The following is a 20,678-nucleotide window of genomic DNA, read 5'->3' as shown; positions in this document are numbered from 1 at the left end:
CGCCCGCAGGTGACGGGGTGGCTGCAGAAAGTAGTCCTCCGGCGGCGGGATTTATTTTGGTGTATGAAAGGTTGCCATATACACCTGATATACGCCTGACCCTGTCCGTTCCAGCAGCGAGGCACCGTGAACCACTCCACCCCCGAGCAGCCCGTCGACGTCGTGGCCCGGCTGCGCGCCACCTTCCGCACCGGCCGCACCAAGCCCGTCGAGTGGCGCACCGCCCAGCTGCGCCGCCTGCGCGAACTGCTCACGGACAACGGCCCCGACCTGGCCGCCGCCCTCCACGCCGACCTGGGCAAGAGTGCCACCGAGGCCCACCGCACCGAGATCGACTTCACGATCCGCGAGATCGACCACACCCTCGACCACCTCGCCGACTGGCTGCGCCCCGAACCCGCCCCGGTCCCGGCCCACCTCGGCGCGGACGCGAGCGCCTGGACGCAGTACGACCCGCTCGGCGTCGTCCTCGTCATCGCCCCCTGGAACTACCCCGCTCAGCTCCTGCTCGCTCCGTTGGTCGGCGCACTCGCCGCGGGCAACGCGGTGGTCGCCAAGCCCAGCGAACTGGCCTCCGCCACCTCCGCCGCGCTCGCCCGCCTGCTGCCCGCCTACCTCGACACCGACGCGGTCGCCGTCGTCGAGGGCGGCATTCCGGAGACCACGGCCCTGCTGGCCGAGCGCTTCGACCACATCTTCTACACCGGCAACGGCGCCGTCGGCCGCATCGTCATGCGCGCCGCCGCCGAGCACCTCACCCCGGTCACCCTCGAACTCGGCGGCAAGTCCCCGGCGTTCGTCGATCGCGACACCGACCTCGACGTCGTCGCGGACCGGCTGGCCCGCGGCAAGTTCCTCAACGCCGGGCAGACCTGCGTCGCCCCCGACTACGTCCTGACCGACCCGGCCACCGCCGCCGCCCTGGAGCCCGCGTTCACCCGCGCCGTGAAGGCGCTCTACGGCAGCGACCCGTCCGCCTCCGCCGAGTACGGCCGGATCGTCAACGAACGGCACTTCGACCGGCTCTCCGGCCTGCTCGACTCGGGCCGCGTCGTCGTCGGTGGCAGCAGCGACCGCACGACGAAGTACATCGCGCCGACCGTCCTGGCCGACGTCGACCCCAAGGCCCCCGTCATGCAGGAAGAGATCTTCGGCCCGATCCTGCCCATCGTCAGCGTGCCGGACCTGGACGCGGCGATCGACTTCATCAACGACCGCGACAAGCCCCTCGCCCTCTACGTCTTCTCCGAGTCCGACGAGACACGCGGTCGGATCGCCGCCGAGACGTCCTCCGGCGGTCTCGGCCACGGCCTGCCGCTGGCCCATCTCACCGTCTCGGACCTGCCGTTCGGCGGAGTGGGCGAGAGCGGCATGGGCAGCTACCACGGCCGCTACTCGATCGAGACGTTCAGCCACCGCAAGGCGGTGCTGCACAAGCCGCTGGGCTGAGTCCGGCGACGAGAACGCCCGGCCGTGCGACGCGGCCGGGCGTTTTTCCGAGCCTCAATATCGGAGGCTGCTTATATAAGCGGAGGCTGATATGGTGCGGGCATGCACGCCTTCGATGTGCTCGGGGACCCGGTACGCCGGCGGATCCTGGAGCTGCTGGCCGGTGGGGAGATGACCTCGGGAGCGCTCTGCGAGGTCATCGGGGAGGAGTTCGGGATCTCGCAGCCCGGAGTGTCGCAGCATCTGAAGGTGCTGCGGGACAACGGGTTCGCGACCGTCCGCCCCGAAGGGACCCGGCGGCTGTACGCGGTCGACGTCGAGCCGTTGCGGGACATAGACGCCTGGCTCGACCGCTTCCGCCGCTTCTGGACCCCGCATCTGGACGCCCTGGCCACCGAACTGGCGCGCGGCAGACGCGCGCGCCGACTTCGGGATGCCGACGAAACCCCGAGGAGTACCCATGACCGACGTGACCCATGACATCAGCGACGTGCGCCGGCAGGTCGGCCGGCGCACCTTCAAGGCGGGCGGGGCGCGCGTCGTGACCGTGACCCGGACCTACGACGCCCCGCTCGACGACGTGTGGGACGCCTGTACGAACCCCGAGCGCATCCCCCGCTGGCTCCTGCCCGTGACGGGAGAAATGCGACTCAGAGGCCGCTATCAGCTCGAAGGCAACGCGGGCGGTGTGATCGAGCGCTGCGACCCGCCCAAGAGCTTCTCCGCGACCTGGGAGTACGGCGGCGAGGTCAGCTGGATCGAGCTGCACCTGACCCCCGAAGAGGCCGGTACACGCTTCCAGTTGGAGCACATCGCCCATGTCGACGACACAAAATGGGCGGAGTTCGGGCCGGGTGCCGTCGGTGTGGGATGGGATCTGATGGTCCGGGGCCTCTCCCTGCACCTGGCGAGCGGTGGCGCGGCCGTCGACCCGAAGAAGTTCATGGCCTGGATGGGCTCGGACGAGGGCCGTCGCTTCATGACGGCCAGCAGCGAAGCCTGGTACGAGGCGAACCTCGCCGGCGGCGAGGAAGAGGAAACGGCCCGCGAGGCAGCGGACCGGACCACGGCGGCCTACACCGGAGCGGGGGAGGGCGGCGCCCCGGCCGAAGGGGGCGCGAGCTGACGGCAGGAGTCCGGCCCCCTCCCGGAGAAGGTCCGGCGTGCACGGCACGCCATGCTCCCGTGTACTCCTGGAGGGACACTCTCCGCTTCGCCTTCCGGCCCGTGGTCAACCCGACCACCTGAGGGGTCGCAGGGCTGGAGATACTCGCCCGCCCGGAGACCGGCGACATCCTGGCCGAGGCCCGTCGAGACCCCGAACTCGACGACCGGCTGGCGGAGTTGGTGGTGCGGGCGGCCGCTCGCAAGGAGGCGCTGCTGCCCCTGCATGTCAACGTGTTCGCGGGCACCCTGGCCGACCTCGGCGGCCTCACCGCGCTGCACGGCGCCTTGATGCAAACTGCCGGTCGGAGCCGGCGATTGACTGGTCTATACCCTTGACTGGTACAGACCAAAGCGGTTGAGTGTGCGTCACACCCCCCACCACGGCCGCCCCCACGCCGTGGCCGGTCCGACGACCGGCGCGTGCGCTCGAGGCCGGGCGCGAGCCTGCCCTTGTCCGGGAGCGGCCGTGCTCCGCAAAGGAGTTGATCCCTTGTCGAGGCGCCGCATCACCGCGCTCCTGTCCTCGCTCGCCCTCGCAGGCGCCGCCCTGGCGCTCCAGCCGGCCCCCGCTGCCTCCGCCGCCGGTTTCGTGGTGAGTGAGTCGCAGTTCGACCAGATGTTCCCGAACCGGAATTCGTTCTACACCTACAGCGGACTGACCGAGGCAGTGGCCGCCTACCCCGGCTTCGCCGCGACCGGCAGCGACACCGTCCAGAAGCAGGAGGCCGCCGCCTTCCTGGCCAACGTCAGCCACGAGACCGGCGGCCTCGTCCACGTCGTCGAGCAGAACACCGCCAACTACCCCACCTACTGCGACTGGAACCAGCCCTATGGCTGCCCGGCCGGCCAGGCCGCCTACTACGGCCGCGGCCCCCTCCAGCTGTCCTGGAACTTCAACTACAAGGCCGCCGGCGACGCCCTCGGCATCGACCTCCTGAACAACCCCTGGCAGGTGGAGCAGAACGCTTCCGTGGCCTGGAAGACCGGCCTGTGGTACTGGAACACCCAGTCCGGCCCCGGCACCATGACCCCCCACAACGCCATGGTCGACAGCGCCGGCTTCGGCCAGACCATCCGCTCCATCAACGGCTCCCTGGAATGCGACGGCAAAAACCCCGCCCAGGTCCAAAGCCGCGTCGACGCCTACCAACGCATCACCGCCATCCTCGGCGTCACCCCGGGCAACAACCTCTACTGCTGAGCGACGCCCTCACCTTCGTACACATATCCGCAAAGTCCCCGCGTCGGCGCGCCCCGCGTGTGCGACACTCCGCCGATGACCTCCCAAACGATCACCGCGGACGCTGCGGGAACGTGGAAACTCGGCGACCTGTCCGTCAACCGCATCGGCTTCGGAGCGATGCGGCTGACGGGCAGCGCCGCCTTCCACCACGGGACACCGAGCGACCGCGGGCGCTCGATCGCCGTGCTGCACCAGGCGATCGAGCTCGGCGTGAACCACATCGACACCGCGGCCTTCTACTTCTCCCAGCTGCGGTCCGCCAACGAGATCATCAACAGCGCGCTGGCCCCGTACCCGGACGACCTCGTCATCACCACGAAGGTCGGCCCCTACCGCAACTACCGGGGGGAGTGGGGCAGTCCGGCCCGCCCCGACCAGCTGCGCGGTCATGTGGAGGAGAACCTGCGCCAGCTCGGCCGCGACCACCTCGACGTCGTCAACTTCCGTCGCACCGAGCAGGAGTCGATCGCCGAGCACTTCGGCGCGCTGGCCGAGCTGCGCGAGGCGGGACTCATCCGGCACCTGGGCATCTCCGGCGTCGAGCCCCGGCATCTTGCCGAGGCGCAGGCCATCGCGCCGGTGGTGTGCGTGCAGAACCGGTACGGGCTCGAACACCGGGACCCCGTCACCGACGAAGTCCTGCGCCTCTGCGACGAACAGGGCATCGCCTTCGTACCGTTCTTCGCCGTGGCGGGCGACGGCGGCGCCAAGGGCGCGAGCACCACGTACGACGAGGAAGTGCTCGCCGTCGCCCGCGCCCACGAGGCGAGCCCCAGCCAGGTCCGCATCGCCTGGACGCTGCACCAGGGATCGCACGTCCTGGCCATCCCCGGCACCGGCGACCCCGGCCACCTGGCCGAGAACGTGACAGCAGGAGCGCTCCGTCTCACCACGGACGAGCTGGAGCGACTCGACGCCCTGCACGGCAAGGCCGACTGAGGTCGAGGGGCCCCTGGCGGGGCCCCTCAGCCGCCGTGCCCAGTCGTCTCAGGCCGCCCATACGCCGTCCCGCATCAGATGCCGCCCGGGCAGCTCATGCCCTCCTCGCCAGGCCTGCAGGTCACGCGGCCGTACCCGGAAGAAGGCGTACGACGCGCTGTCCTGGCGCGGGTCCCACCCCGTCTTCGCCACGAACGCGTCGGCCGCCGCGGCCGGCACGTCCTGCCCGGTGAACGTCTCCACGTGCCCGTCGACGAGCACCACGTCCTGCGTGTCGCCGAGCGCCAGCCGGGTGCGCCCGCCGTCGCGCAGATTGCGGCCCGTGGGATTGGTGACCCGGGTGGACATCCAGACCGACTCCCCGTCCCAGGCGAACCACAGTGCCACCAGGCACGGCAGCCCGCCTTCGTCGGCGGTGGCGACCCAGATGCCCGACTCCCGCGCCAGTCGGGCCAGTACGTCCTGCTTGCGCTGTTCGACGCTGCGGGGCGGCTCGGTGATCTTCATGCCCGGGACGCTACCGGCGCGTCCCGCATCGCACCTCGGGCCGCAGTCCTAAGTCCGTAGGCCTCCTTCTCTTCTGGAACCGAACCCGCGCACCACCCGCCCCGCCGCCACCTTCTGCAGCAGCCCGTACGCCAGAACCGGCAGCAGGATGTGCGGACGGTCGGGCAGCGTCGTCGTGATGAGCACGGCACTGGCGCTGCTGTTGTTCATCCCGCAGGCCAGCGTCACGGACGCGCCGGCTCTCGCATCCAGCCGCAGGGCGTGGGCGGCGATCCGCCCCAGCGTGAAGGACAGCCCGCACACCGTCGCCGCGACGGCCAGTGCGCCGGCCAGCAGCGCCGGGCGCGGATGACGCAGGAACGGCCCCAGCACGCCACTGGCGTTCACATACGTCAGCAGCAGGGAGGCCGGGAGGGCCACGGCGACGGCCGCGCCGACGAGCCCCTCCGACGCTCGCCGGGGCAGGAGCAGCCGGCACAACAGACCCGCGCCGCAGGGCAGCACGACCGAGGTGAGCGCGAAGGCGTGCCCGGCGGTCTGCGCCGCGTCGGCCAGTCGGCCCGCGTACTCGCCGCGCAGCAGCGGGCACAGCACCGCCAGGGTCAACGGCACCGTCAGCGGGCTGACCAGCGTGGAGGCGAGGACCAGTCCGACAGCCGTCGGCTGGTCGCCGCCCCCCTTGGCGGTCCACACCGTCGCCCCGGCCGCCACCGGCATGGAGACGATCAGGATCATCGCGGCGACCATGCCGCTGCCGCCGTCCTGGTCGGGGGAGTGCCGCAGGGCGAACGCGACCCCGGGAACGATCAACAAGGGCGCCACCACGTGCAGCACGAGCCCGGCGACCAGCGCGGCCGGGCGCCTCAGCAGCAGCCGCAACTCGCGCAGCGGCACCTGGAGGCCCGCGCTGAACAGCACCAGCGCGAGGAGTAACTGCGGTGTCCTCAGGGTGAGTTCAGCGAGACCGGGGATGCCGATCGGGTGCGGGTCCCGCAGCCACAGGCCGGGAGCGGGCAGCAGCGCCGCGGCCGCGTAGGCCAGGACGATCGCTGCCCCGAGATGGCGCCGGATCAGGGCCGATGCGCGAGGTCGCCGGGGCGGTCGCGGCTGGTGATCGGCGGTGGTCTTCGCGAGTCGAAGGCTCATGGCGGCGCTCTTCCGTCGTGGGGCTGGGGCGGAGAAGGAGCGCCGGTATCGCGAAGCGGCCCACCGGGGTGTTCGCGTGCGTGTGTGCGCGGGGCCCTGCGGTCATGGTGGGCTGCCCCTTTCGTGTGGTCGGTGCGGGCGCGACAGCCTGCCGCGACCGAGCGACTACAGAGATGTAGACGGTCTACTGAACTGTAGACGACCGCGGCGACAGAGACCGACTGGCGTACCCCAGGTTTTACGTATAACCTCACCCGTCAACCACCCTCCGACCTCGCGAAAGGCCCCGATGAGACGCATTGCCCTGGTCACCCTCGTCGTCGACGACTATGACGAGGCGATCCGCTTCTACACCGAGGCCCTCGGCTTCCGGCTCGTCGAGGACACGTCCCGGCCCGACGGCTCCCGCTGGGTCGTCGTCCAGCCCGGCGCCGAGGCCCCGGGCACCGCCCTGCTGCTGGCCCGCGCCAAGGACGAGGCGCAGCGCGCCCGGGTCGGGGACCAGGCCGGCGGGCGCGTCGGGTTCTTCCTGCACACCGACGACTTCACCCGCGACCACGCCCGCATGCTCGCCGCCGGTGTGACCTTCCTGGAGGAGCCGCGCCACGAGCCCTACGGCTCCGTCGCCGTCTTCCAGGATCTGTACGGCAACCGCTGGGACCTGCTCCAGCCCGCCGACTGACGACCCTCCGCCCCGCCAAGAACCACCGCTCAAGGAAAGACCCGCCATGACTGCAACGCGCGTAGACGCCGAAGTGATCCGCCGCCTGCCCAAGGCCGTCCTGCACGACCACCTCGACGGCGGCCTGCGCCCCGCCACCGTGGTGGAACTCGCGGCCGAGGCGGGCCACACCCTGCCCACCACCGACCCGGACGAGCTGGCCGCCTGGTACGTCGAGGCCGCCGACTCCGGTGACCTGGTGCGCTACATCGCCACCTTCGAGCACACCCTCGCCGTGCTGCAGACCCGCGAGGGCCTGCTGCGCGCCGCCGAGGAGTACGTGCTCGACCTGGCCGCCGACGGTGTCGTGTACGGCGAGGTGCGCTACGCCCCCGAGCTGAACACCAACGGCGAGCTGACCATGGCCGAGGTCGTCGAGACCGTCCAGGAAGGTCTCGCCGCCGGCATGGCCAAGGCCGCTGCCGCGGGCACCCCGGTGCGGGTGGGCACCCTGCTGTGCGGCATGCGGATGTTCGACCGGGTGCGGGAGGCCGCCGACCTCGCGGTGGCCTTCCGTGACGCGGGCGTCGTGGGCTTCGACATCGCCGGCGCCGAGGACGGCTTCCCGGCCGCCGACCACCTGGACGCCTTCGCGCATCTGCGCCGCGAGAGCGTGCCCTTCACCATCCATGCCGGCGAGGCGTTCGGCCTGCCCAGCATCCACCAGGCGCTGCAGATCTGCGGCGCCCAGCGCCTCGGCCACGGCGTGCGCCTGACCGAGGACATCGTCGACGGCAAGCTGGGCCGGCTGGCGGGCTGGGTCCGCGATCGCCGGATCGCCCTGGAGATGTGCCCGACCTCCAACCTGCAGACCGGGTGCGCCACGTCGATCGCCGAGCATCCGATCACGGCCCTGAAGGACCTCGGCTTCCGTGTCACGCTGAACACCGACAACCGCCTGGTGTCGGGCACCACCATGACCCGTGAGATGTCGCTGCTGGTGGAGCAGGCGGGCTGGACGGTCGAGGACCTGCGCACGGTCACGGTCAACGCGCTCAAGAGCGCGTTCATCCCGTTCGACGAGCGCAGGGCCCTCATCGAGGACGTCGTCCTGCCGGGCTACGACGCTGCGCTCTGAAGCAGCCCCCGTAGATAGGCCGCCTGTCCGATGTGCTGAAGGTCGTCGGACAGGACGCTCACCAGCCGCACGCCCAGGGTGACCGGCGGATCCCAGTTCTCGTCGATGATGCGCTCGAGATCCTTGGCGGTCAGTTCGCGCAGGACGCCGACGGACTGCCCGTGCACGGCGTCGTAATAGCCGGTCAGCAGGTTGCCGGAGTCGACCCGCACCTTGGCCACCTTGGCGGAACTGTGCCCGTAGCCGGTGTCGTGGCGCGGGAGGTCCAGCCCGAAGCGCTTCTCCCAGTCCTGGGTGAGCCACACCTGGTCGAGCCCGAAGGCGTCGGCCACATGGTCGTCCTGGACCCGGGTGAGGTGCCAGACGAGCCAGGCGATGGAGTTGCCGGCCTGGTAGGGGCGGGCGTTGAGGTCGTCGGGGCCGAGGCCCTCGACGGCTGCGTGGACTTCTTCCTGGATGCGGTTGAACCCGTCGATGAGGATGTCCTTGGCATGCATGCATCCACCATCGCGCATTACGCACCCTCGTGCGTGCCCTGCTCCAGAAGTGCCATCAGCGCCCGGGCCGCGGGACTGGTCGCCTGCGGCGGCGGGAGCAGGGCCACCGTCTCGTAGACCGCCTCGCCGGTGCCCTTCACCGGCAGGGCGGTGAGCGCCTCCCGCTTGTGCCGGAAGTGCCGGGGCACGACCGCGATGCCGAGGTTCTCGTCGACCAGGTCCAGCAGGCTGTGCACGTCGTTCACCTCCAGTGCCACGGTGCGCCTGACGCCCGCCGCCGCGAAGGCCGTGTCGGTGGTGCGGCGCGGCCCCCAGTCCGGGTGGAAGTCCACGAAGACCTCCCCGCCGAGCTCCTCCGGCGTGACCGCCGCGCCGCCCGTCGCCAGACGGTGGGTGGGATGGCACAGCACCGTCATCGGCTCACCGGTCAGCGACACCGAGCGCAGCTGGTCGGTGTCCGCCTGCGTCCGGTAGGCGAAGGCCAGGTCCAGGCGCCCAGCTGCGACCTCCTCCGCCAGCGCGCCCGAGCCGGCCTGCCGCAGCCGTATCTCCACATCCGGATGCCGTCGCCGGAACGCGGCGAGCACCCCCGCCACATGCACCCCCGCGATGCACTGCTCAGTGCCCAGCGCGAGCGTGCCGCGCAGCACGCCCTGCACGGCGGCGACCGCCTCGTGCGCGGACCGCACCTGCGCCAGGATCCGCTCCGCCTCGCCGAGCAGCGCCCGCCCGGCCTCCGTGAGCGTGACCCGGCGGGTCGTCCGTACGAACAGCGGGGTCTGCAACTCCCGCTCCAGCGCCCGGATCGAGGCCGACAGCCCCGACTGGGACACCATCAGCCGTTCTGCCGCCCGGGTGAAATGCTGGTCCTCGGCGACCGCGACAAAGTGCTGGAGATGGCGCAGTTCCATAATTGAGAAGCCTATCCGCTCAATCCCATCGCATTCTCCTGTTGGACCGCTGCCCGCAGGTCGCGAAAGATATGGGGTGCCGGGTTCCCTGAAGTCAGGGGAATCCGAAAACCGTGTGCCAACCCCTCTGGAGTCGCGTTGTACACCGCACACCCCGACCGTTACGCGGACCTGCCCTACCGGCGCACCGGACGCAGCGGCCTGAAGCTCCCCGCGATCTCGCTCGGCCTGTGGCACAACTTCGGTCCCGACCGTCCGGTCGAGACCCAGCGGGCCATCCTGCGACGCGCCTTCGACCTCGGCGTCACCCACTTCGACCTGGCCAACAACTACGGCCCGCCGCCCGGCGCGGCCGAGTCCGCGCTCGGTGAGTTCCTGAAGGCGGACTTCGCTCCGTACCGCGACGAGCTCGTCATCTCCACCAAGGCCGGCTACCTGATGTGGCCCGGCCCGTACGGCGAGTGGGGCTCCCGCAAGTACCTGCTGTCCTCGCTCGACCAGAGCCTTGCGCGGATGGGCCTGGACTACGTCGACATCTTCTACTCGCACCGCCCCGACCCGGAGACTCCCCTGGAGGAGACGATGGGCGCCCTGCACTCGGCGGTCCAGCAGGGCAAGGCGCTGTACGTCGGCATCTCCAACTACTCGGCGGAGCAGACCCGCGAGGCCGCCCGCATCCTCGGTGAGCTGGGCACCCCGCTGCTGATCCACCAGCCGCGCTACTCGATGCTGGACCGCCGTCCCGAGGAGGAGGGTCTCCTGGACGCCCTCGACGAGCTCCAGGTCGGCTCCATCGTCTTCTCCCCGCTGGAGCAGGGCCTGCTCTCCTCCCGTTACCTCGACGGCATCCCGGAGGGCTCGCGGGCGGCGAGCGACAGCCCCTTCCTCGACTCGGACGCGGTCACCGCGGACCTGGTCGGCAAGCTGCGCGCCCTCGACGAGATCGCCAAGGGCCGCGGCCAGACCCTCGCCCAGCTGGCCCTGGCCTGGGTGCTGCGCGGCGGCCGGGTGACCTCCGCACTGGTCGGTGCCAGCAGCGCGCAGCAGATCGAGGACAGCGTCGCGACCACCCGCAACCTGGACTTCGACGCCGACGAACTGGCCCGCATCGACGAGATCGTCAAGCCGTAAGACGCTCGCTGACCTCCCAGAGGCGGGCGGCCGCCTCTGGGTCGACGGCACCCGGCAGGACGCCGGGCGTCTGCTCGCTCTCGTACCAGGCTGCCTCGGTCTCGGGGGTCACCAGCGGGCTGATGTCGCAGTTCTCGCAGTAGACCCCGCCGGTGTCGGCGAGTTGGGGGCTGGTCGCACACCAGACGCTGGTGGCCGCGCCCTGCTGCACCGTCTTCCACTGACGCTCGGGATCGATAATGGGCCTGCCCTCGTCGTCGACCGTGCCCGACGCCCGGACGATCTCCGGGTCGATGTGCTTGATCAGGCCCGTGTCGATGATGATCCCCGGGTGCACGGAGAAGGCCCGTACGCCCTCGGCCCGCCCGCGCCGGTCCAGCTCCACGGCGAACAGCGCGTTGGCCGTCTTCGACTGGCCGTAGGCGGCGAACGGCTCGTAGGGCCGGTGCTCGAAGTGCAGGTCGTCGAAGCCGATGCCGCCGAAGCGGATGCCCCGTGAGGACACCGTCACGACGCGCGCCCCGCCGGCCGCGACCAGCGCGGGCCACAGGCGGGCGACCAGCTGGAAGTGCCCCAGGTGGTTGGTGGCGAACTGCACCTCGTAGCCGCGTGCGTCCCGGGTCAGTGGCGTCGCCATGATCCCGGCGCTGTTGACCAGGACGTGCAGCGGGCGCCTGGACGCCAGGAACTTCTCCGCGAAGGCGTCGATCGAGGCCGGCTCCAGCAGGTCCAGGTATTCCACCTCGGCCCCCGGCACGTCCTTGAGCGCCGTCCGGGCCCGCTCCAGGTCGCGCGCCGGTACGACGACCTCGGCGCCCGCGCCCCGCAGGACCCGGGTCGTCTCCAGCCCGATGCCGGAGTAACCCCCGGTGACGATCGCGACCCTGCCGGTCAGGTCGATCCCCTTGATCACCTCCTCCGCGGTGGTCGCGGCGCCGAAGCCGGAGGGCAGGGGATGCTGTGCGGTGGCCATGGTGCGTATCTCCTCAACGTGAGCCGACCAGACCAACGTAGAGTCGGAGATCCGTACGATGAATGCTTGAGAATCCGCATTACTTGCGTGATAGTTCGAGCATGTCCGCAGATCCGCTCTCCGACGCCCTCGCAGTCGCCGACGCCCGCAGTGTGTTCTCCGGCGGCTTCACGGCCGGCGGTGCCTGGGCGATCCGCTTGCGCGGACGCGACAAGCTCAAGGTGAACGCCGTCGTGCGGGGCGGCTGTCTGCTGGTCCGCGAGGGCGGCGGGGAGCCGGTGAAGCTGTCCGAGGGGGACGTGGTCGTCTCCGACGGGCGGCAGTCATACGTGCTGTGCAGCGCGCTCGGCGTCGAGCCGCTGGACTCCGGCGACGTCTCGATGGAGCCCGGCACGCGTATGGCGAGGCTCGGCCACGGCGAGGAGGTCGCCTGCGTCTCCGGGCACATCGACCTGAGCCGGGACAGCGGAGAACTGCTGCGCCGGGCCCTGCCCGAGCTGATCCACGTGCGGGCCGACGCGGCGGAGGCGCCGGTGCTGCGTTGGCTGATCGATCAGCTGGTGGGGGAGATGAAGACCCGCCGGGCCGGAGTCGAGTTCGCTTCGGATCAGCTCGCGCAGCTGATGTTCGTGCAGGTCCTGCGGGTCTGCCTCAGCGAGTCCGACGGGTTGCCGTCCGGCTGGCTGCGGGCCCTGGCCGACGAGCGGCTCGCCCCGGCCCTGCGGCTGATGCACGGCGACCCCGGACATCCCTGGCAGCTCGAGGAGCTGGCCAGGGCGGCCTCGATGTCGCGGACCACCTTCGCCGTACGGTTCAAGGAGGCGGCCGGGGTGCCGCCCCTGACGTACCTGCTCAACTGGCGCATGAGCCTGGCCGCCCGCGCCCTGCGCCAGGACACGGCTCCGGTCGCGGCCCTCGCCCGCTCCGTGGGCTACACCTCCGAAAGCGCCTTCAGCAACGCCTTCAAGCGGTCGGTCGGCGTCGCGCCCCGGCGCTACCGGGAGTCGGCCAGGAGCTGAGCCGTTCCTCCAGGTGCACGGTCACCCGGTCGCCCTCGCCCTTCCCGATGGCCTTGCGGAGCTCGGCCTTCACCGGCAGTTTGTGCGTGCCGTCGCCCAAGGCCATGAACGAGCTGCGGAAGGAGTGCCCGTCGATCGTGCCGCGGACCTTGACGAGCCCACGGGTGCCGAAGAACTCGACGCTCTTCGGCCAGACGAGATGGGTCCAGCCGCAGTCGTTCGGGCTCTTGCGCAGGACGGCAGTGAACCTTTCGTCCAGCTCGGTGGTCGTGGTCATGATTGCTCCTCCGCTCGCGGTGGTCACCTACCGAAGAGACCGCCGCGAGCGCGGAAACTCATCGCGCAGTTCACGCCCCGGCGGGCACCCGGTCCAGGAAACCGAGCACCGAGCGGATACGGCCGTCCGCGTCCAGCGTGATCACGTCGAAGCCGGCCACCGGCGCCGAGCCGTCGGCCTCGCTCACCAGCTCCCAGGAGAAACGCGCCGTGTCGTGGTGGCCGTCCACGGCGCCGGTCAGCCGGAAGGCGAAACCCGGGAACTGCCCGTGCGCCGCGGTGATCAGGGCCGCGATCTCGTCGTGGCCGCTGACGGCCGCGAGCGGGTCGGTGTAGGTGCCGTCCGTCGCCCAGGCGGCAGCGACCGCCTTCGCCAGCGCCTCCGGCTCGCCCGCGTTCCAGGCCTCGAAGTAGCGGGCGACGGCGTTCTCGTGACGGGCGGTGTTCGCGGACATGGGAAATCAGCCTCCATCGAGGTCGTAGCTGCTGGTCAGGACCCGGATCCGCGGTTGCGGCGACCCGGTACGACCACCATGCCCGGCCCGTGCGGGACCGTCGATTACCCCTCGGGTAATGGGGCAGTGGCAGCATTTCGGCCAACTACCCCTGTGAATATGCCAGGAGACTGGCCGGAAAGTCGTGGTGACAGTGGTTCAGTAGTGAACATACTCAACAGTCAGGGAACTTCACGGCGAGCGCAGACGCCATCACGCACAGCACATGAGCCGCACCGAAAGCGAGGCCGGCCGAGAGGCGAGCGAGCAGCGGGGGAGCGAACGTGCACGACGAGTTCTTATGCCATGTCACGGCTTACGGGACCTGCGGAGGCGAGCGTATCGGTGTGCCTTTAGGCACGTACCGGGCTCCCACGCTCGCCCTCGCCCTGTGGTGGCTGCGCGACCGGGCCAACTGGATCGCCGACCGTCTCGACCCCCAGCCGGAGGCGGAGCACTTCCCGCCGAGCTCGCTCGTCCCCGTCGCCGACACCGTGCCCGACGTACCGGCCGTACTGCGCTCGTGGTGCGCCAATATCGCCCAACAGGAGCTGGTCGCCGACGAGTTGGCCGCGGGGCACCTGGTGCGGATCGCGACCAGTGACGAGACCACCGAGTACGAGTTGCTGGCCGAGTCCGTCGACGCCCTGCGTATGCAGCGGACCATTCCGACGCTCGTCCTGCCCGTCGGCTGAGCGTCGGTGGCGCCCGCCACACCGGGCGCACATATGGACGAATCGGTAGAATTCTCGTCATGGCAGAGCGGCCGATGGCGCCGACTGCGCCCGAACTCGTCCTGGAGACCGAGACGGGCTCCACGGTGATGAGCCCGGGCCGCGACTACCACGTCGGACGCGACCCGCTGAGCGACATCGTCATCGACGACGCACGGGTCTCGTGGCACCACGCGGTACTGCGTCCCGAGGCCGACCACTGGACCATCGAGGACGAGAACAGCACCAACGGCACCTTCGCCGACGGCCTCCGCATCCACGAGTGGGGCGTGGGCCCCGGCAGCGTCATCCGCTTCGGCAACCCCTCCGACGGCCCGTGCGCCGTCCTCGTCAGCCTCCCGGCACTGGTTCCCGAGCGTCCCTCCGCGGTGTCGATGCCCGGCCTGACCGGAACCTTCCGCCGGCCCACCACCGTACGGCCGCTGCCCACCCGCACCGTCCGCATCGGCCGCGCCGCCGACAACGACCTGGTCGTCGACGACCTCGTGATCTCCCGGCACCACGCCGAACTGCGCGCCCTGCCCGACGGCAGCTACGAGATCGCCGACCTCGGCAGCCACAACGGCACCTTCCTCAACGGCTCACCCGTCACCACCGCCACCATCGGCCCCGGCGACATCGTCGGCATCGGCCACTTCGCGTTCTGCCTCGTCGGCGACCAGCTGCAGGAGTACGTCGACACCGGCGAGATATCCCTCGACGTGCAGGACCTCACCGTCGCAGTCGACCACGGCCGCAAGACCCTGCTCGACCATGTGTCGTTCCCGGTGGGGGAGAAGTGCCTGCTCGCGGTCGTCGGCCCGAGCGGCGCCGGCAAGTCCACGCTGCTGAACGCCCTCACCGGGCAGCGGCCCGCCGACCACGGCACGGTCCTCTACGACGGCCGCGACCTCTACCGCGACTACGCCGAGCTGCGCCAGCGCATCGGGCTGGTCCCGCAGGACGACATCCTGCACGCCCAGCTGACCGTCCGCAGCGCCCTGTCCTACGCCGCCGAGCTGCGCTTCCCGCAGGACACCGCGAAGGCCGAGCGCCGGGCCCGGGTCGACGAGGTCATCCGCGAACTGGGCCTCGAGCAGCGTGCCGACCAGCCGGTGCACCGCCTCTCGGGCGGGCAGCGCAAGCGGGTCAGCGTGGCCCTGGAGCTGCTGACCAAGCCGTCGCTGCTCTTCCTCGACGAACCGACCTCCGGCCTCGACCCCGGCATGGACCGCTCGGTGATGCACATGCTGCGCGGCCTCGCCGACGACGGCCGCACCGTCATCGTCGTCACCCACAGCGTGCTCAGCCTCGACGTGTGCGACCGGCTCCTGGTGCTCGCACCCGGCGGCAGGATCGCCTACTACGGCCTGCCCGAGGACGCCCTCGCCTTCTTCGGCTTCGAACAGTGGCCGGAGGCCTTCGAGGCCTTCGAACACGACGACCGCGACTGGGGCGGCGACTACCTCTTCTCGCCCTTCCACCGACACTACGTCACCGAAGCCACCGCCCAGCCCCGCGTACCCCGCTCGGGCCCGGTCGTGATCACCGCGCCCGCCAGGCCCCGCAGCCGCGGCGCCCAGCTCGGCACGCTGGTGCGCCGCTACACCGCCACGCTCGGCGCCGACCGCACCTTCCTCGCCATCATGATCGCCCTGCCGTTCGTGATGGGCGCCATGGCCCGCGCCCTGGCCGGCAGCAGGCTCACACAGGCGACTGCGATGAACGCACTGCTCATCCTGTGCGTCGGCGGAGTCCTCACCGGCGCGGCCAACGCCGTGCGCGAACTCGTCAAGGAACGCACCATCTACCGGCGCGAGCGGGCCGTGGGCCTGTCCAGATCGGCGTACCTGATGTCGAAGGTCGTCGTCCTGGGCACGATCACGGTCCTGCAGGCCGTGGTGCTCACCCTCGTGGCCCTCCTCGGCGTCGACCTCAACGCGCCCGGCGGCCAGGGCGTGTTGATGCCGCCCCTTGTCGAAATCACCGTCGCCGTCGCCCTGCTGGCATTCACGGCGATGACACTCGGGCTGCTGGTGTCGGCGCTGGTGCGCAAGGAGGAGGTGACGATGCCGCTGCTGGTGCTGCTCGCCATCGTCCAGGTCGTCTTCTGCGGCGCCCTCCTGAAACTCCACGGAGTGCCCGGTCTGGAGCAGCTGTCCTGGCTGGTGCCCTCACGGTGGGCGCTCGGCGCGATGGCCGGCGCCGTAGGCCTGGCGCGGATCGTGCCCGGCGACCTGACCGGCGATCCGCTGTTCAAGCACTCGGCCGGGGTCTGGCTGCTGAACGTCGCCATGCTGGTGGTGCTCTCGGCGGTCTTCTGCTTCGCCGTCTCCCGGCTGCTGCGCCGGCACGAACCCACCGTGATGCGGAAGTCGTGATGGCGCCCCCCGGCTTCCGGCCCACCGTGCCCCTCGACCCACTGCTGCCGGTCCAACTCGTCGAGCGGCGCGGCGACTGGGGGCATGTGCTGTGCGCCAACGGCTGGTCCGCCTGGGTCGACGGCCGCTGTCTGGTCGCCGCTACCGCAACGCGGTCGAGGAAGTGGCCCGCGGCGGCCTCGACGGCGAGTCCGTGTGGCTGTACGACACGGAGCAGGGACGGTGGGTGTACGGCGACGGGAAGCACCTGAGCACGTACGCCACCGACGACGGATCCCGCGCCGCACCGGCCGGTCCCGGCCACGCCCCCACGCAGGTCGTGACTCCCGATGGCCCGTGACACGAGCCTGTTCTCGGGCCGGCCCTCCGAACTGACCTCTACGAGACCGACGGCGTCCTGTACATCGCCATGCGCTACGTCGAAGGCAGCGACCTGCGTCATCTCCTCGACCGGCGGGGCCCGCTCGGGCCCGTGCCCGCGCTGCGGATCGCCGCGCAGATCGCCTCCGCGCTGGATTCCGCCCACGACTACGGACTGGTGCACCGGGACGTGAAACCCGGGAACATCCTGGTCGCCCACGGCACAGACAGCGACCACCCGAGCACGCCTACCTCACCGACTTCGGCCTGACGAAGAGGTCCCTGTCCCTGACCGGCTTCACGACCGTCGTCCAGTTCGTCGGCACCCTCGGCTACGTGGCCCGGAGCAGATCTCCGGCCGGCCCGTCGACGGGCACTGCGACGTCTACGGGTTCGCCTCCTCGCATTCGTCGCCGCCCTGCGCGGTGCCGTGACCGGCGCCGCCCCGGGCACCGACCACCCGCCCACCGAAGTGGACCGAGCCGGTCCTCCGGGGCCGGAGCTGAGCGCTCCGCGGGAGGTGCGGTGACGTTTCAACGCAGCCTCGCGCCCCTTCAGGGCGTGGCCGGCTCAGGGCTCCTGACCGAGCCCGCCGAGCGGCACGCGGCGTGCCACGACCTTGCGCCGGCTGATGCGCCAGCCCGCGTCCACGCGCACCACGACGTCCTCGTACGTCACGGACCCGCATGAGCCGTCCGTCATGATCCCCAGCCCCTTGGAGCGGGCACGGACCCGGCCGTCGGCCGCCTCCTCGATCACCACGTTGGTCACGTGATGGGCCACCGGGTTCTTCGCGCCCAGCGCCAGCGCGGCCTCCTTGACGGCAGCGAGGCCGATGACCTCGCCCTGGCCGAAGTCCGACAGGTCGTAGACGACGTCCGAGGTGAACACCTCGTCACAGCGGTCGAGTTCCCCGCCGTCGACCAGATGGCCGTGCAGGGCGATCAACTCGGTGACGGCCAGACGGTCTTCGAGAGCCAACGCCATGGCGTTCCCTTCCCCTCGGCACCTCGACTGACCGGACACTGCCACGGACGGCATCATGTCTCCCACTCCTTTTCGGTCTTCCCCCGCCGCCGCACCGGCCGCGCCAGCAGCGCGCCGAGGAAACCGGTCACCAGCCCCCACAGCACGGCCACGCCCAGCGCGGTCCACACCTTCGGCTTCAGGTACAGGTCTCCGGACAGACCCCCGCCAAGGTCCCCGACGCCGAGCAGAGACAGCCCGTAGTGCGCGTCGACCCGGCCCACCAGGCAGATCATGAGCACCGTCAGCGCGAGGGCGACGGCCATGTGCAGGGCGTGCTGCCAGGCCCGCATCCGCGCCGGGGAGCGCGCCGCCGAAACGAACCCGGCGGCCAGCAGAAGCACCGCGTCGACGGCCACCAGCCACCACACCCGCCCGTCGTGCTCGGCGAGCGTGCCGAGGTTGAGCGTGGAGATCTCCTTGGTGCGCAGCACCTCGTCGAGGACATGCGGCATGGGCAGCCCGAACGGCCCCTGCACGCGCCCCGTCCAGGTGGCACCGAGACCGAGCGTGAGCGCCGGCCAGACCAGGTTCGGCAGGCCCAGCAGGATCACCGCGAGAGTCTGCCTGGAGTGGCCGCGGGTCACCGCGACGACCAGTGCGACGACGACACCCAGGACGACATACGCCAGCAGCAGCACGACCATGGCGTACGCGGCCGGGCGCACCGACTCCTGGAAGCGCAGCAGCCGACCCGGCAGCGGCGCGCCGCGCGAGACCAGCAGCGTCAGCACCAGTACACCCGCCAGCCACAGCACACCGAAGCACAGGGTCAGCGGCACATCGGTCCTGAAGCCGACCTTCGGCGCGACGCCGAACAGGTCGCCGATGGCGCCGAGGTTCCCGTTGCCGAGGTCGACCGCGAAGGTCTGGCGGGCGCCCAGGGCCAGGCCGAGCAGCGCCAGCAGCCACACCACGGCAACCCGGGCGGCCCACCCGGCCAGCTCCGGGGCGCCGGCGACCGCCCGGTGCCGCAGCGGCCGCAGGAAACCCGCCGCGAGGACGAGCGCCCCGGCCAGCGTCACCGACAGTGGGATCACGGTCAGGCCGGCCGCGGACCGGGCCAGCGCACCGGCGTTCCCCGACAGTTCGATCGTGCCGCCGACGGCCGTGACCACCGTCGCCGCGACCACCCGCGGGAACGCGCCGTCCGGAAGATCCGCCGCCCCGGCCGCCCACAACCCCAGGCCCGCCACGATGCCCATGACGATCAGCGCGGCCAGCACCCCGGCCACGGCCTGCACCCAGCCATGGCGGGCGACGGCCAGGTCGGAGGGGGTTCGCGGGCTCACCCTCGCCACGCTAAGCAGCGCCCGCGCGCCCCGCCCGCCGGGAGGGCCGTCCGCGTCGGCAGGCCGCAGGAAACCGCATCGGGAAGACGAACTCGTGAGCCTCGAACCGTCGTCCTCCGGACGCCCCACAGGCCCCCCTTCCGGACCGCTCTCGGGCCCCTCCCAGCCGCCCTCGGGCCCACCCTCGCAGCCACCGGGCAGCGGCACACCTTCGCCACCGGATCGGCGCCAGGCAACGCGGTACGGGCCGTGGGCGGCGGGGCGATCGGACTGTACGGCGGCACCCGCAACCTCTCCGGCTGCGACGTGGAGCGCCAGATCAAGGCCCTCCAGGCGGCCCGCCGAAGAACACGGCGTTCGCCTCGGTCGCCGGCGTGACCCCCTCCAGGGTCCCGGCCTACCTCCGTGCTCTCACCCCCCACCGCAGATCATCAACATCTGCGTCCTCCACGACCCCGACCACGGCGAATGGATCTCCCGGTACCGGGGGCGACACCGGTCACCACGACCACCGCACCGAGCCGCCGGTCAAGCCCTCCCCGTCGGTGAGCGTGTCCACGCCGACGGCCCCCTCGTCGCCGTCGTCCACGTGCGCCTCCTCGCCCGGCACGAGCACCGGCACGCCGAGCCCCTAAGTCGACCTCGCCGTCCGTCCCGTCGCCGAGCTCCGAACCACCCTCCACCGAGCCCGGGACGACCGAACCGGCGTCACCCGGGGACACCGGCACGTACAGTGCTCCGGAGTCGAGCACCACATGACCGGCGTTCCACGTGTTAGCGGACACATCAGCCCGGACGGGGACTGCCGGGCGCGGCTCGGGGTAGCAGCACTGATGCAGCAGCGTCCGGCCAGGCCGGCTTCCGAGAGAGACATGCATGATCGAGCACGTGGGCGGGGCAGTGGTACCGACTGGTTTCGACGTGCCCGTGGAACCGCTACGGCGGGCGGCGCACTACACCGGCGAACCGGGATGCATCGCCGAGGCCCGGTCCTTCGCCGCACACTTCGTGGGCCGTCTCCGCACCGAGTGGTGCGCCAAGATCGACGACCGCATCGAGGACGAGGTGTTGCTGGTCGTGAGCGAACTGGTCACCAACGCGGACCGGCACAGCAACGGGCCGTACATCCTGGAGCTCGAAGGCACGGACACCTCGATCACGGTGTGCGTGTACGACAGCAGCGAGGCCCTGCCGCGCCGCTTCCCGCGCGATCCCGAGCGCGTCGGCCGCCACGGCCTGGAGATAGTCCATGTCCTGGCGAGGCAGGTCACCGTGGAGCGGGTGCCGGTCGGCAAGCGGGTGTCGGCCGTCGTGGGGCACGTTACGGATCTTGTAGGTCCCGTCTCCCTGGTCGA

Annotated in this window: 23 protein-coding genes and 3 pseudogenes; 16 read left to right on the top strand and 10 right to left on the bottom strand. The window is 71.0% G+C overall.

The genetic code is table 11. The annotated features are described in order from the left end of the window. Positions 1-126: 126 nt before the first annotated feature. The 6 genes and pseudogenes from AB0N07_RS39870 to AB0N07_RS39845 all read left to right on the top strand — a co-directional run bounded on the left by AB0N07_RS39870 (position 127) and on the right by AB0N07_RS39845 (position 4,798). The gene (locus AB0N07_RS39870) at positions 127-1,449 is read left to right on the top strand and encodes an aldehyde dehydrogenase family protein (protein WP_365843880.1); all 1,323 of its coding nucleotides are present in this window, start codon (positions 127-129) and stop codon (positions 1,447-1,449) included. 102 nt (positions 1,450-1,551) lie between these two features. Beyond that, on the top strand, positions 1,552-1,929 hold the full coding sequence (locus tag AB0N07_RS39865; RefSeq protein WP_365843878.1) for a metalloregulator ArsR/SmtB family transcription factor: 378 nt from the start codon (positions 1,552-1,554) through the stop codon (positions 1,927-1,929). Beyond that, positions 1,910-2,575 carry an SRPBCC family protein gene (locus AB0N07_RS39860; RefSeq protein WP_365843876.1) on the top strand — a complete coding sequence of 222 codons (666 nt, stop codon included), beginning with the start codon at positions 1,910-1,912 and terminating at the stop codon, positions 2,573-2,575. The genes AB0N07_RS39865 and AB0N07_RS39860 overlap by 20 nt, the downstream gene beginning before the upstream one ends. 59 nt (positions 2,576-2,634) lie before the next feature. Then, positions 2,635-2,922 (top strand): annotated as a pseudogene (locus AB0N07_RS39855) (diguanylate cyclase); the annotation flags it as partial. A gap of 184 nt (positions 2,923-3,106) precedes the next feature. Continuing rightward, positions 3,107-3,817 (top strand): chitinase, encoded by a 711-nt coding sequence (locus AB0N07_RS39850; RefSeq protein WP_365843874.1) that lies wholly within the window; start codon positions 3,107-3,109, stop codon positions 3,815-3,817. 75 nt (positions 3,818-3,892) lie between these two features. Next, entirely contained in the window at positions 3,893-4,798 is a 906-nt protein-coding gene (locus AB0N07_RS39845; RefSeq protein ID WP_365843872.1) for an aldo/keto reductase, read from the top strand. A 48-nt stretch (positions 4,799-4,846) separates the two neighbouring features. Here the strand turns inward: AB0N07_RS39845 and AB0N07_RS39840 are convergent, their stop codons facing one another. Then, positions 4,847-5,305, bottom strand: a complete 459-nt coding sequence (locus tag AB0N07_RS39840; protein WP_365843870.1) for a pyridoxamine 5'-phosphate oxidase family protein — start codon at positions 5,303-5,305, stop codon at positions 4,847-4,849. A 48-nt stretch (positions 5,306-5,353) separates the two neighbouring features. Further along, a complete protein-coding gene (locus AB0N07_RS39835) occupies positions 5,354-6,451 on the bottom strand; it encodes a bile acid:sodium symporter (protein ID WP_365843868.1) in 1,098 nt (365 codons plus the stop codon). A 289-nt stretch (positions 6,452-6,740) separates the two neighbouring features. Between AB0N07_RS39835 and AB0N07_RS39830 the strand changes: the two genes are divergently transcribed. Then, positions 6,741-7,133, top strand: coding sequence for a VOC family protein (locus AB0N07_RS39830; protein ID WP_365843866.1), 393 nt, complete (start codon positions 6,741-6,743; stop codon positions 7,131-7,133). Between the two features lie 46 nt (positions 7,134-7,179). Next, a complete protein-coding gene (locus tag AB0N07_RS39825) occupies positions 7,180-8,250 on the top strand; it encodes an adenosine deaminase (RefSeq protein ID WP_365843864.1) in 1,071 nt (356 codons plus the stop codon). On the opposite strand, the gene AB0N07_RS39820 is transcribed toward AB0N07_RS39825, so the two are convergent. Both AB0N07_RS39820 and AB0N07_RS39815 read right to left on the bottom strand, forming a co-directional pair. Next, positions 8,232-8,747: a DUF664 domain-containing protein gene (locus AB0N07_RS39820; RefSeq protein WP_365843862.1), complete on the bottom strand. Its 516-nt coding sequence runs from the start codon at positions 8,745-8,747 to the stop codon at positions 8,232-8,234. The genes AB0N07_RS39825 and AB0N07_RS39820 overlap by 19 nt on opposite strands. A gap of 17 nt (positions 8,748-8,764) precedes the next feature. Then, positions 8,765-9,658, bottom strand: a complete 894-nt coding sequence (locus tag AB0N07_RS39815; RefSeq protein WP_365843860.1) for a LysR substrate-binding domain-containing protein — start codon at positions 9,656-9,658, stop codon at positions 8,765-8,767. A gap of 138 nt (positions 9,659-9,796) precedes the next feature. Here AB0N07_RS39815 and mgrA point away from each other — a divergent pair, with 138 nt between their 5' ends. After that, on the top strand, positions 9,797-10,789 hold the full coding sequence (mgrA, locus tag AB0N07_RS39810; protein WP_365843858.1) for an L-glyceraldehyde 3-phosphate reductase: 993 nt from the start codon (positions 9,797-9,799) through the stop codon (positions 10,787-10,789). On the opposite strand, the gene AB0N07_RS39805 is transcribed toward mgrA, so the two are convergent. Next, positions 10,779-11,762 (bottom strand): oxidoreductase, encoded by a 984-nt coding sequence (locus AB0N07_RS39805; protein ID WP_365843856.1) that lies wholly within the window; start codon positions 11,760-11,762, stop codon positions 10,779-10,781. The genes mgrA and AB0N07_RS39805 overlap by 11 nt on opposite strands. 101 nt (positions 11,763-11,863) lie before the next feature. On the opposite strand from AB0N07_RS39805, the gene AB0N07_RS39800 reads away from it, so the two are divergent. Further along, entirely contained in the window at positions 11,864-12,781 is a 918-nt protein-coding gene (locus AB0N07_RS39800) for an AraC family transcriptional regulator (RefSeq protein ID WP_365843854.1), read from the top strand. Here AB0N07_RS39800 and AB0N07_RS39795 read toward each other — a convergent pair. Next, positions 12,726-13,058 carry a DUF1905 domain-containing protein gene (locus AB0N07_RS39795; RefSeq protein ID WP_365843852.1) on the bottom strand — a complete coding sequence of 111 codons (333 nt, stop codon included), beginning with the start codon at positions 13,056-13,058 and terminating at the stop codon, positions 12,726-12,728. The genes AB0N07_RS39800 and AB0N07_RS39795 overlap by 56 nt on opposite strands. 70 nt (positions 13,059-13,128) lie before the next feature. Continuing rightward, a complete protein-coding gene (locus AB0N07_RS39790; protein ID WP_365843850.1) occupies positions 13,129-13,512 on the bottom strand; it encodes a nuclear transport factor 2 family protein in 384 nt (127 codons plus the stop codon). Positions 13,513-13,835: 323 nt separating this feature from the next. On the opposite strand from AB0N07_RS39790, the gene AB0N07_RS39785 reads away from it, so the two are divergent. The 4 genes and pseudogenes from AB0N07_RS39785 to AB0N07_RS39770 form a co-directional block, all read left to right on the top strand. Next, complete coding sequence (locus AB0N07_RS39785) at positions 13,836-14,246, top strand: hypothetical protein (RefSeq protein ID WP_365843848.1); 411 nt, start codon at positions 13,836-13,838, stop codon at positions 14,244-14,246. A 59-nt stretch (positions 14,247-14,305) separates the two neighbouring features. Continuing rightward, complete coding sequence (locus tag AB0N07_RS39780) at positions 14,306-16,645, top strand: FHA domain-containing protein (protein WP_365843846.1); 2,340 nt, start codon at positions 14,306-14,308, stop codon at positions 16,643-16,645. Then, positions 16,645-16,985 (top strand): annotated as a pseudogene (locus tag AB0N07_RS39775) (hypothetical protein). The gene AB0N07_RS39780 and the pseudogene AB0N07_RS39775 overlap by 1 nt, the downstream one beginning before the upstream one ends. 42 nt (positions 16,986-17,027) lie before the next feature. Beyond that, positions 17,028-17,397: pseudogene (locus AB0N07_RS39770) on the top strand (protein kinase); the annotation flags it as partial. A gap of 178 nt (positions 17,398-17,575) precedes the next feature. Here the strand turns inward: AB0N07_RS39770 and AB0N07_RS39765 are convergent. After that, positions 17,576-17,992 (bottom strand): nuclear transport factor 2 family protein, encoded by a 417-nt coding sequence (locus AB0N07_RS39765; protein WP_365843844.1) that lies wholly within the window; start codon positions 17,990-17,992, stop codon positions 17,576-17,578. A gap of 53 nt (positions 17,993-18,045) precedes the next feature. Beyond that, positions 18,046-19,323 carry a streptophobe family protein gene (locus tag AB0N07_RS39760; RefSeq protein ID WP_365843842.1) on the bottom strand — a complete coding sequence of 426 codons (1,278 nt, stop codon included), beginning with the start codon at positions 19,321-19,323 and terminating at the stop codon, positions 18,046-18,048. On the opposite strand from AB0N07_RS39760, the gene AB0N07_RS39755 reads away from it, so the two are divergent. Then, on the top strand, positions 19,282-19,701 hold the full coding sequence (locus AB0N07_RS39755) for a DUF6777 domain-containing protein (protein WP_365843840.1): 420 nt from the start codon (positions 19,282-19,284) through the stop codon (positions 19,699-19,701). The genes AB0N07_RS39760 and AB0N07_RS39755 overlap by 42 nt on opposite strands. Positions 19,702-19,822: 121 nt before the next feature. On the opposite strand, the gene AB0N07_RS39750 is transcribed toward AB0N07_RS39755, so the two are convergent. Beyond that, positions 19,823-19,945 (bottom strand): hypothetical protein, encoded by a 123-nt coding sequence (locus AB0N07_RS39750; protein WP_365843838.1) that lies wholly within the window; start codon positions 19,943-19,945, stop codon positions 19,823-19,825. A gap of 254 nt (positions 19,946-20,199) precedes the next feature. On the opposite strand from AB0N07_RS39750, the gene AB0N07_RS39745 reads away from it, so the two are divergent. Then, a partial coding sequence (locus AB0N07_RS39745) for an ATP-binding protein (protein ID WP_365843836.1) occupies positions 20,200-20,678 on the top strand: 479 nt, incomplete at its 3' end.

The organism is Streptomyces sp. NPDC051172, from assembly GCF_040682555.1.
Lineage (GTDB): Bacteria > Actinomycetota > Actinomycetes > Streptomycetales > Streptomycetaceae > Streptomyces.
This window is presented reverse-complemented; position numbering and strand designations above follow the sequence as displayed.

Bases quoted from the DNA above. Each gene is read 5' to 3' on its own strand.
- AB0N07_RS39780 (WP_365843846.1), top strand. From the start codon at position 14,306: ATGGCAGAGCGGCCGATGGCGCCGACTGCGCCCGAACTCGTCCTGGAG.
- AB0N07_RS39765 (WP_365843844.1), bottom strand. From the start codon at position 17,992: ATGGCGTTGGCTCTCGAAGACCGTCTGGCCGTCACCGAGTTGATCGCC.
- AB0N07_RS39800 (WP_365843854.1), top strand. From the start codon at position 11,864: ATGTCCGCAGATCCGCTCTCCGACGCCCTCGCAGTCGCCGACGCCCGC.
- AB0N07_RS39860 (WP_365843876.1), top strand. From the start codon at position 1,910: ATGACCGACGTGACCCATGACATCAGCGACGTGCGCCGGCAGGTCGGC.
- AB0N07_RS39815 (WP_365843860.1), bottom strand. From the start codon at position 9,658: ATGGAACTGCGCCATCTCCAGCACTTTGTCGCGGTCGCCGAGGACCAG.
- AB0N07_RS39795 (WP_365843852.1), bottom strand. From the start codon at position 13,058: ATGACCACGACCACCGAGCTGGACGAAAGGTTCACTGCCGTCCTGCGC.
- AB0N07_RS39805 (WP_365843856.1), bottom strand. From the start codon at position 11,762: ATGGCCACCGCACAGCATCCCCTGCCCTCCGGCTTCGGCGCCGCGACC.
- AB0N07_RS39820 (WP_365843862.1), bottom strand. From the start codon at position 8,747: ATGCATGCCAAGGACATCCTCATCGACGGGTTCAACCGCATCCAGGAA.
- AB0N07_RS39755 (WP_365843840.1), top strand. From the start codon at position 19,282: ATGGCGGGCGACGGCCAGGTCGGAGGGGGTTCGCGGGCTCACCCTCGC.
- AB0N07_RS39865 (WP_365843878.1), top strand. From the start codon at position 1,552: ATGCACGCCTTCGATGTGCTCGGGGACCCGGTACGCCGGCGGATCCTG.
- AB0N07_RS39790 (WP_365843850.1), bottom strand. From the start codon at position 13,512: ATGTCCGCGAACACCGCCCGTCACGAGAACGCCGTCGCCCGCTACTTC.
- AB0N07_RS39845 (WP_365843872.1), top strand. From the start codon at position 3,893: ATGACCTCCCAAACGATCACCGCGGACGCTGCGGGAACGTGGAAACTC.
- AB0N07_RS39825 (WP_365843864.1), top strand. From the start codon at position 7,180: ATGACTGCAACGCGCGTAGACGCCGAAGTGATCCGCCGCCTGCCCAAG.
- AB0N07_RS39830 (WP_365843866.1), top strand. From the start codon at position 6,741: ATGAGACGCATTGCCCTGGTCACCCTCGTCGTCGACGACTATGACGAG.
- AB0N07_RS39835 (WP_365843868.1), bottom strand. From the start codon at position 6,451: ATGAGCCTTCGACTCGCGAAGACCACCGCCGATCACCAGCCGCGACCG.
- AB0N07_RS39840 (WP_365843870.1), bottom strand. From the start codon at position 5,305: ATGAAGATCACCGAGCCGCCCCGCAGCGTCGAACAGCGCAAGCAGGAC.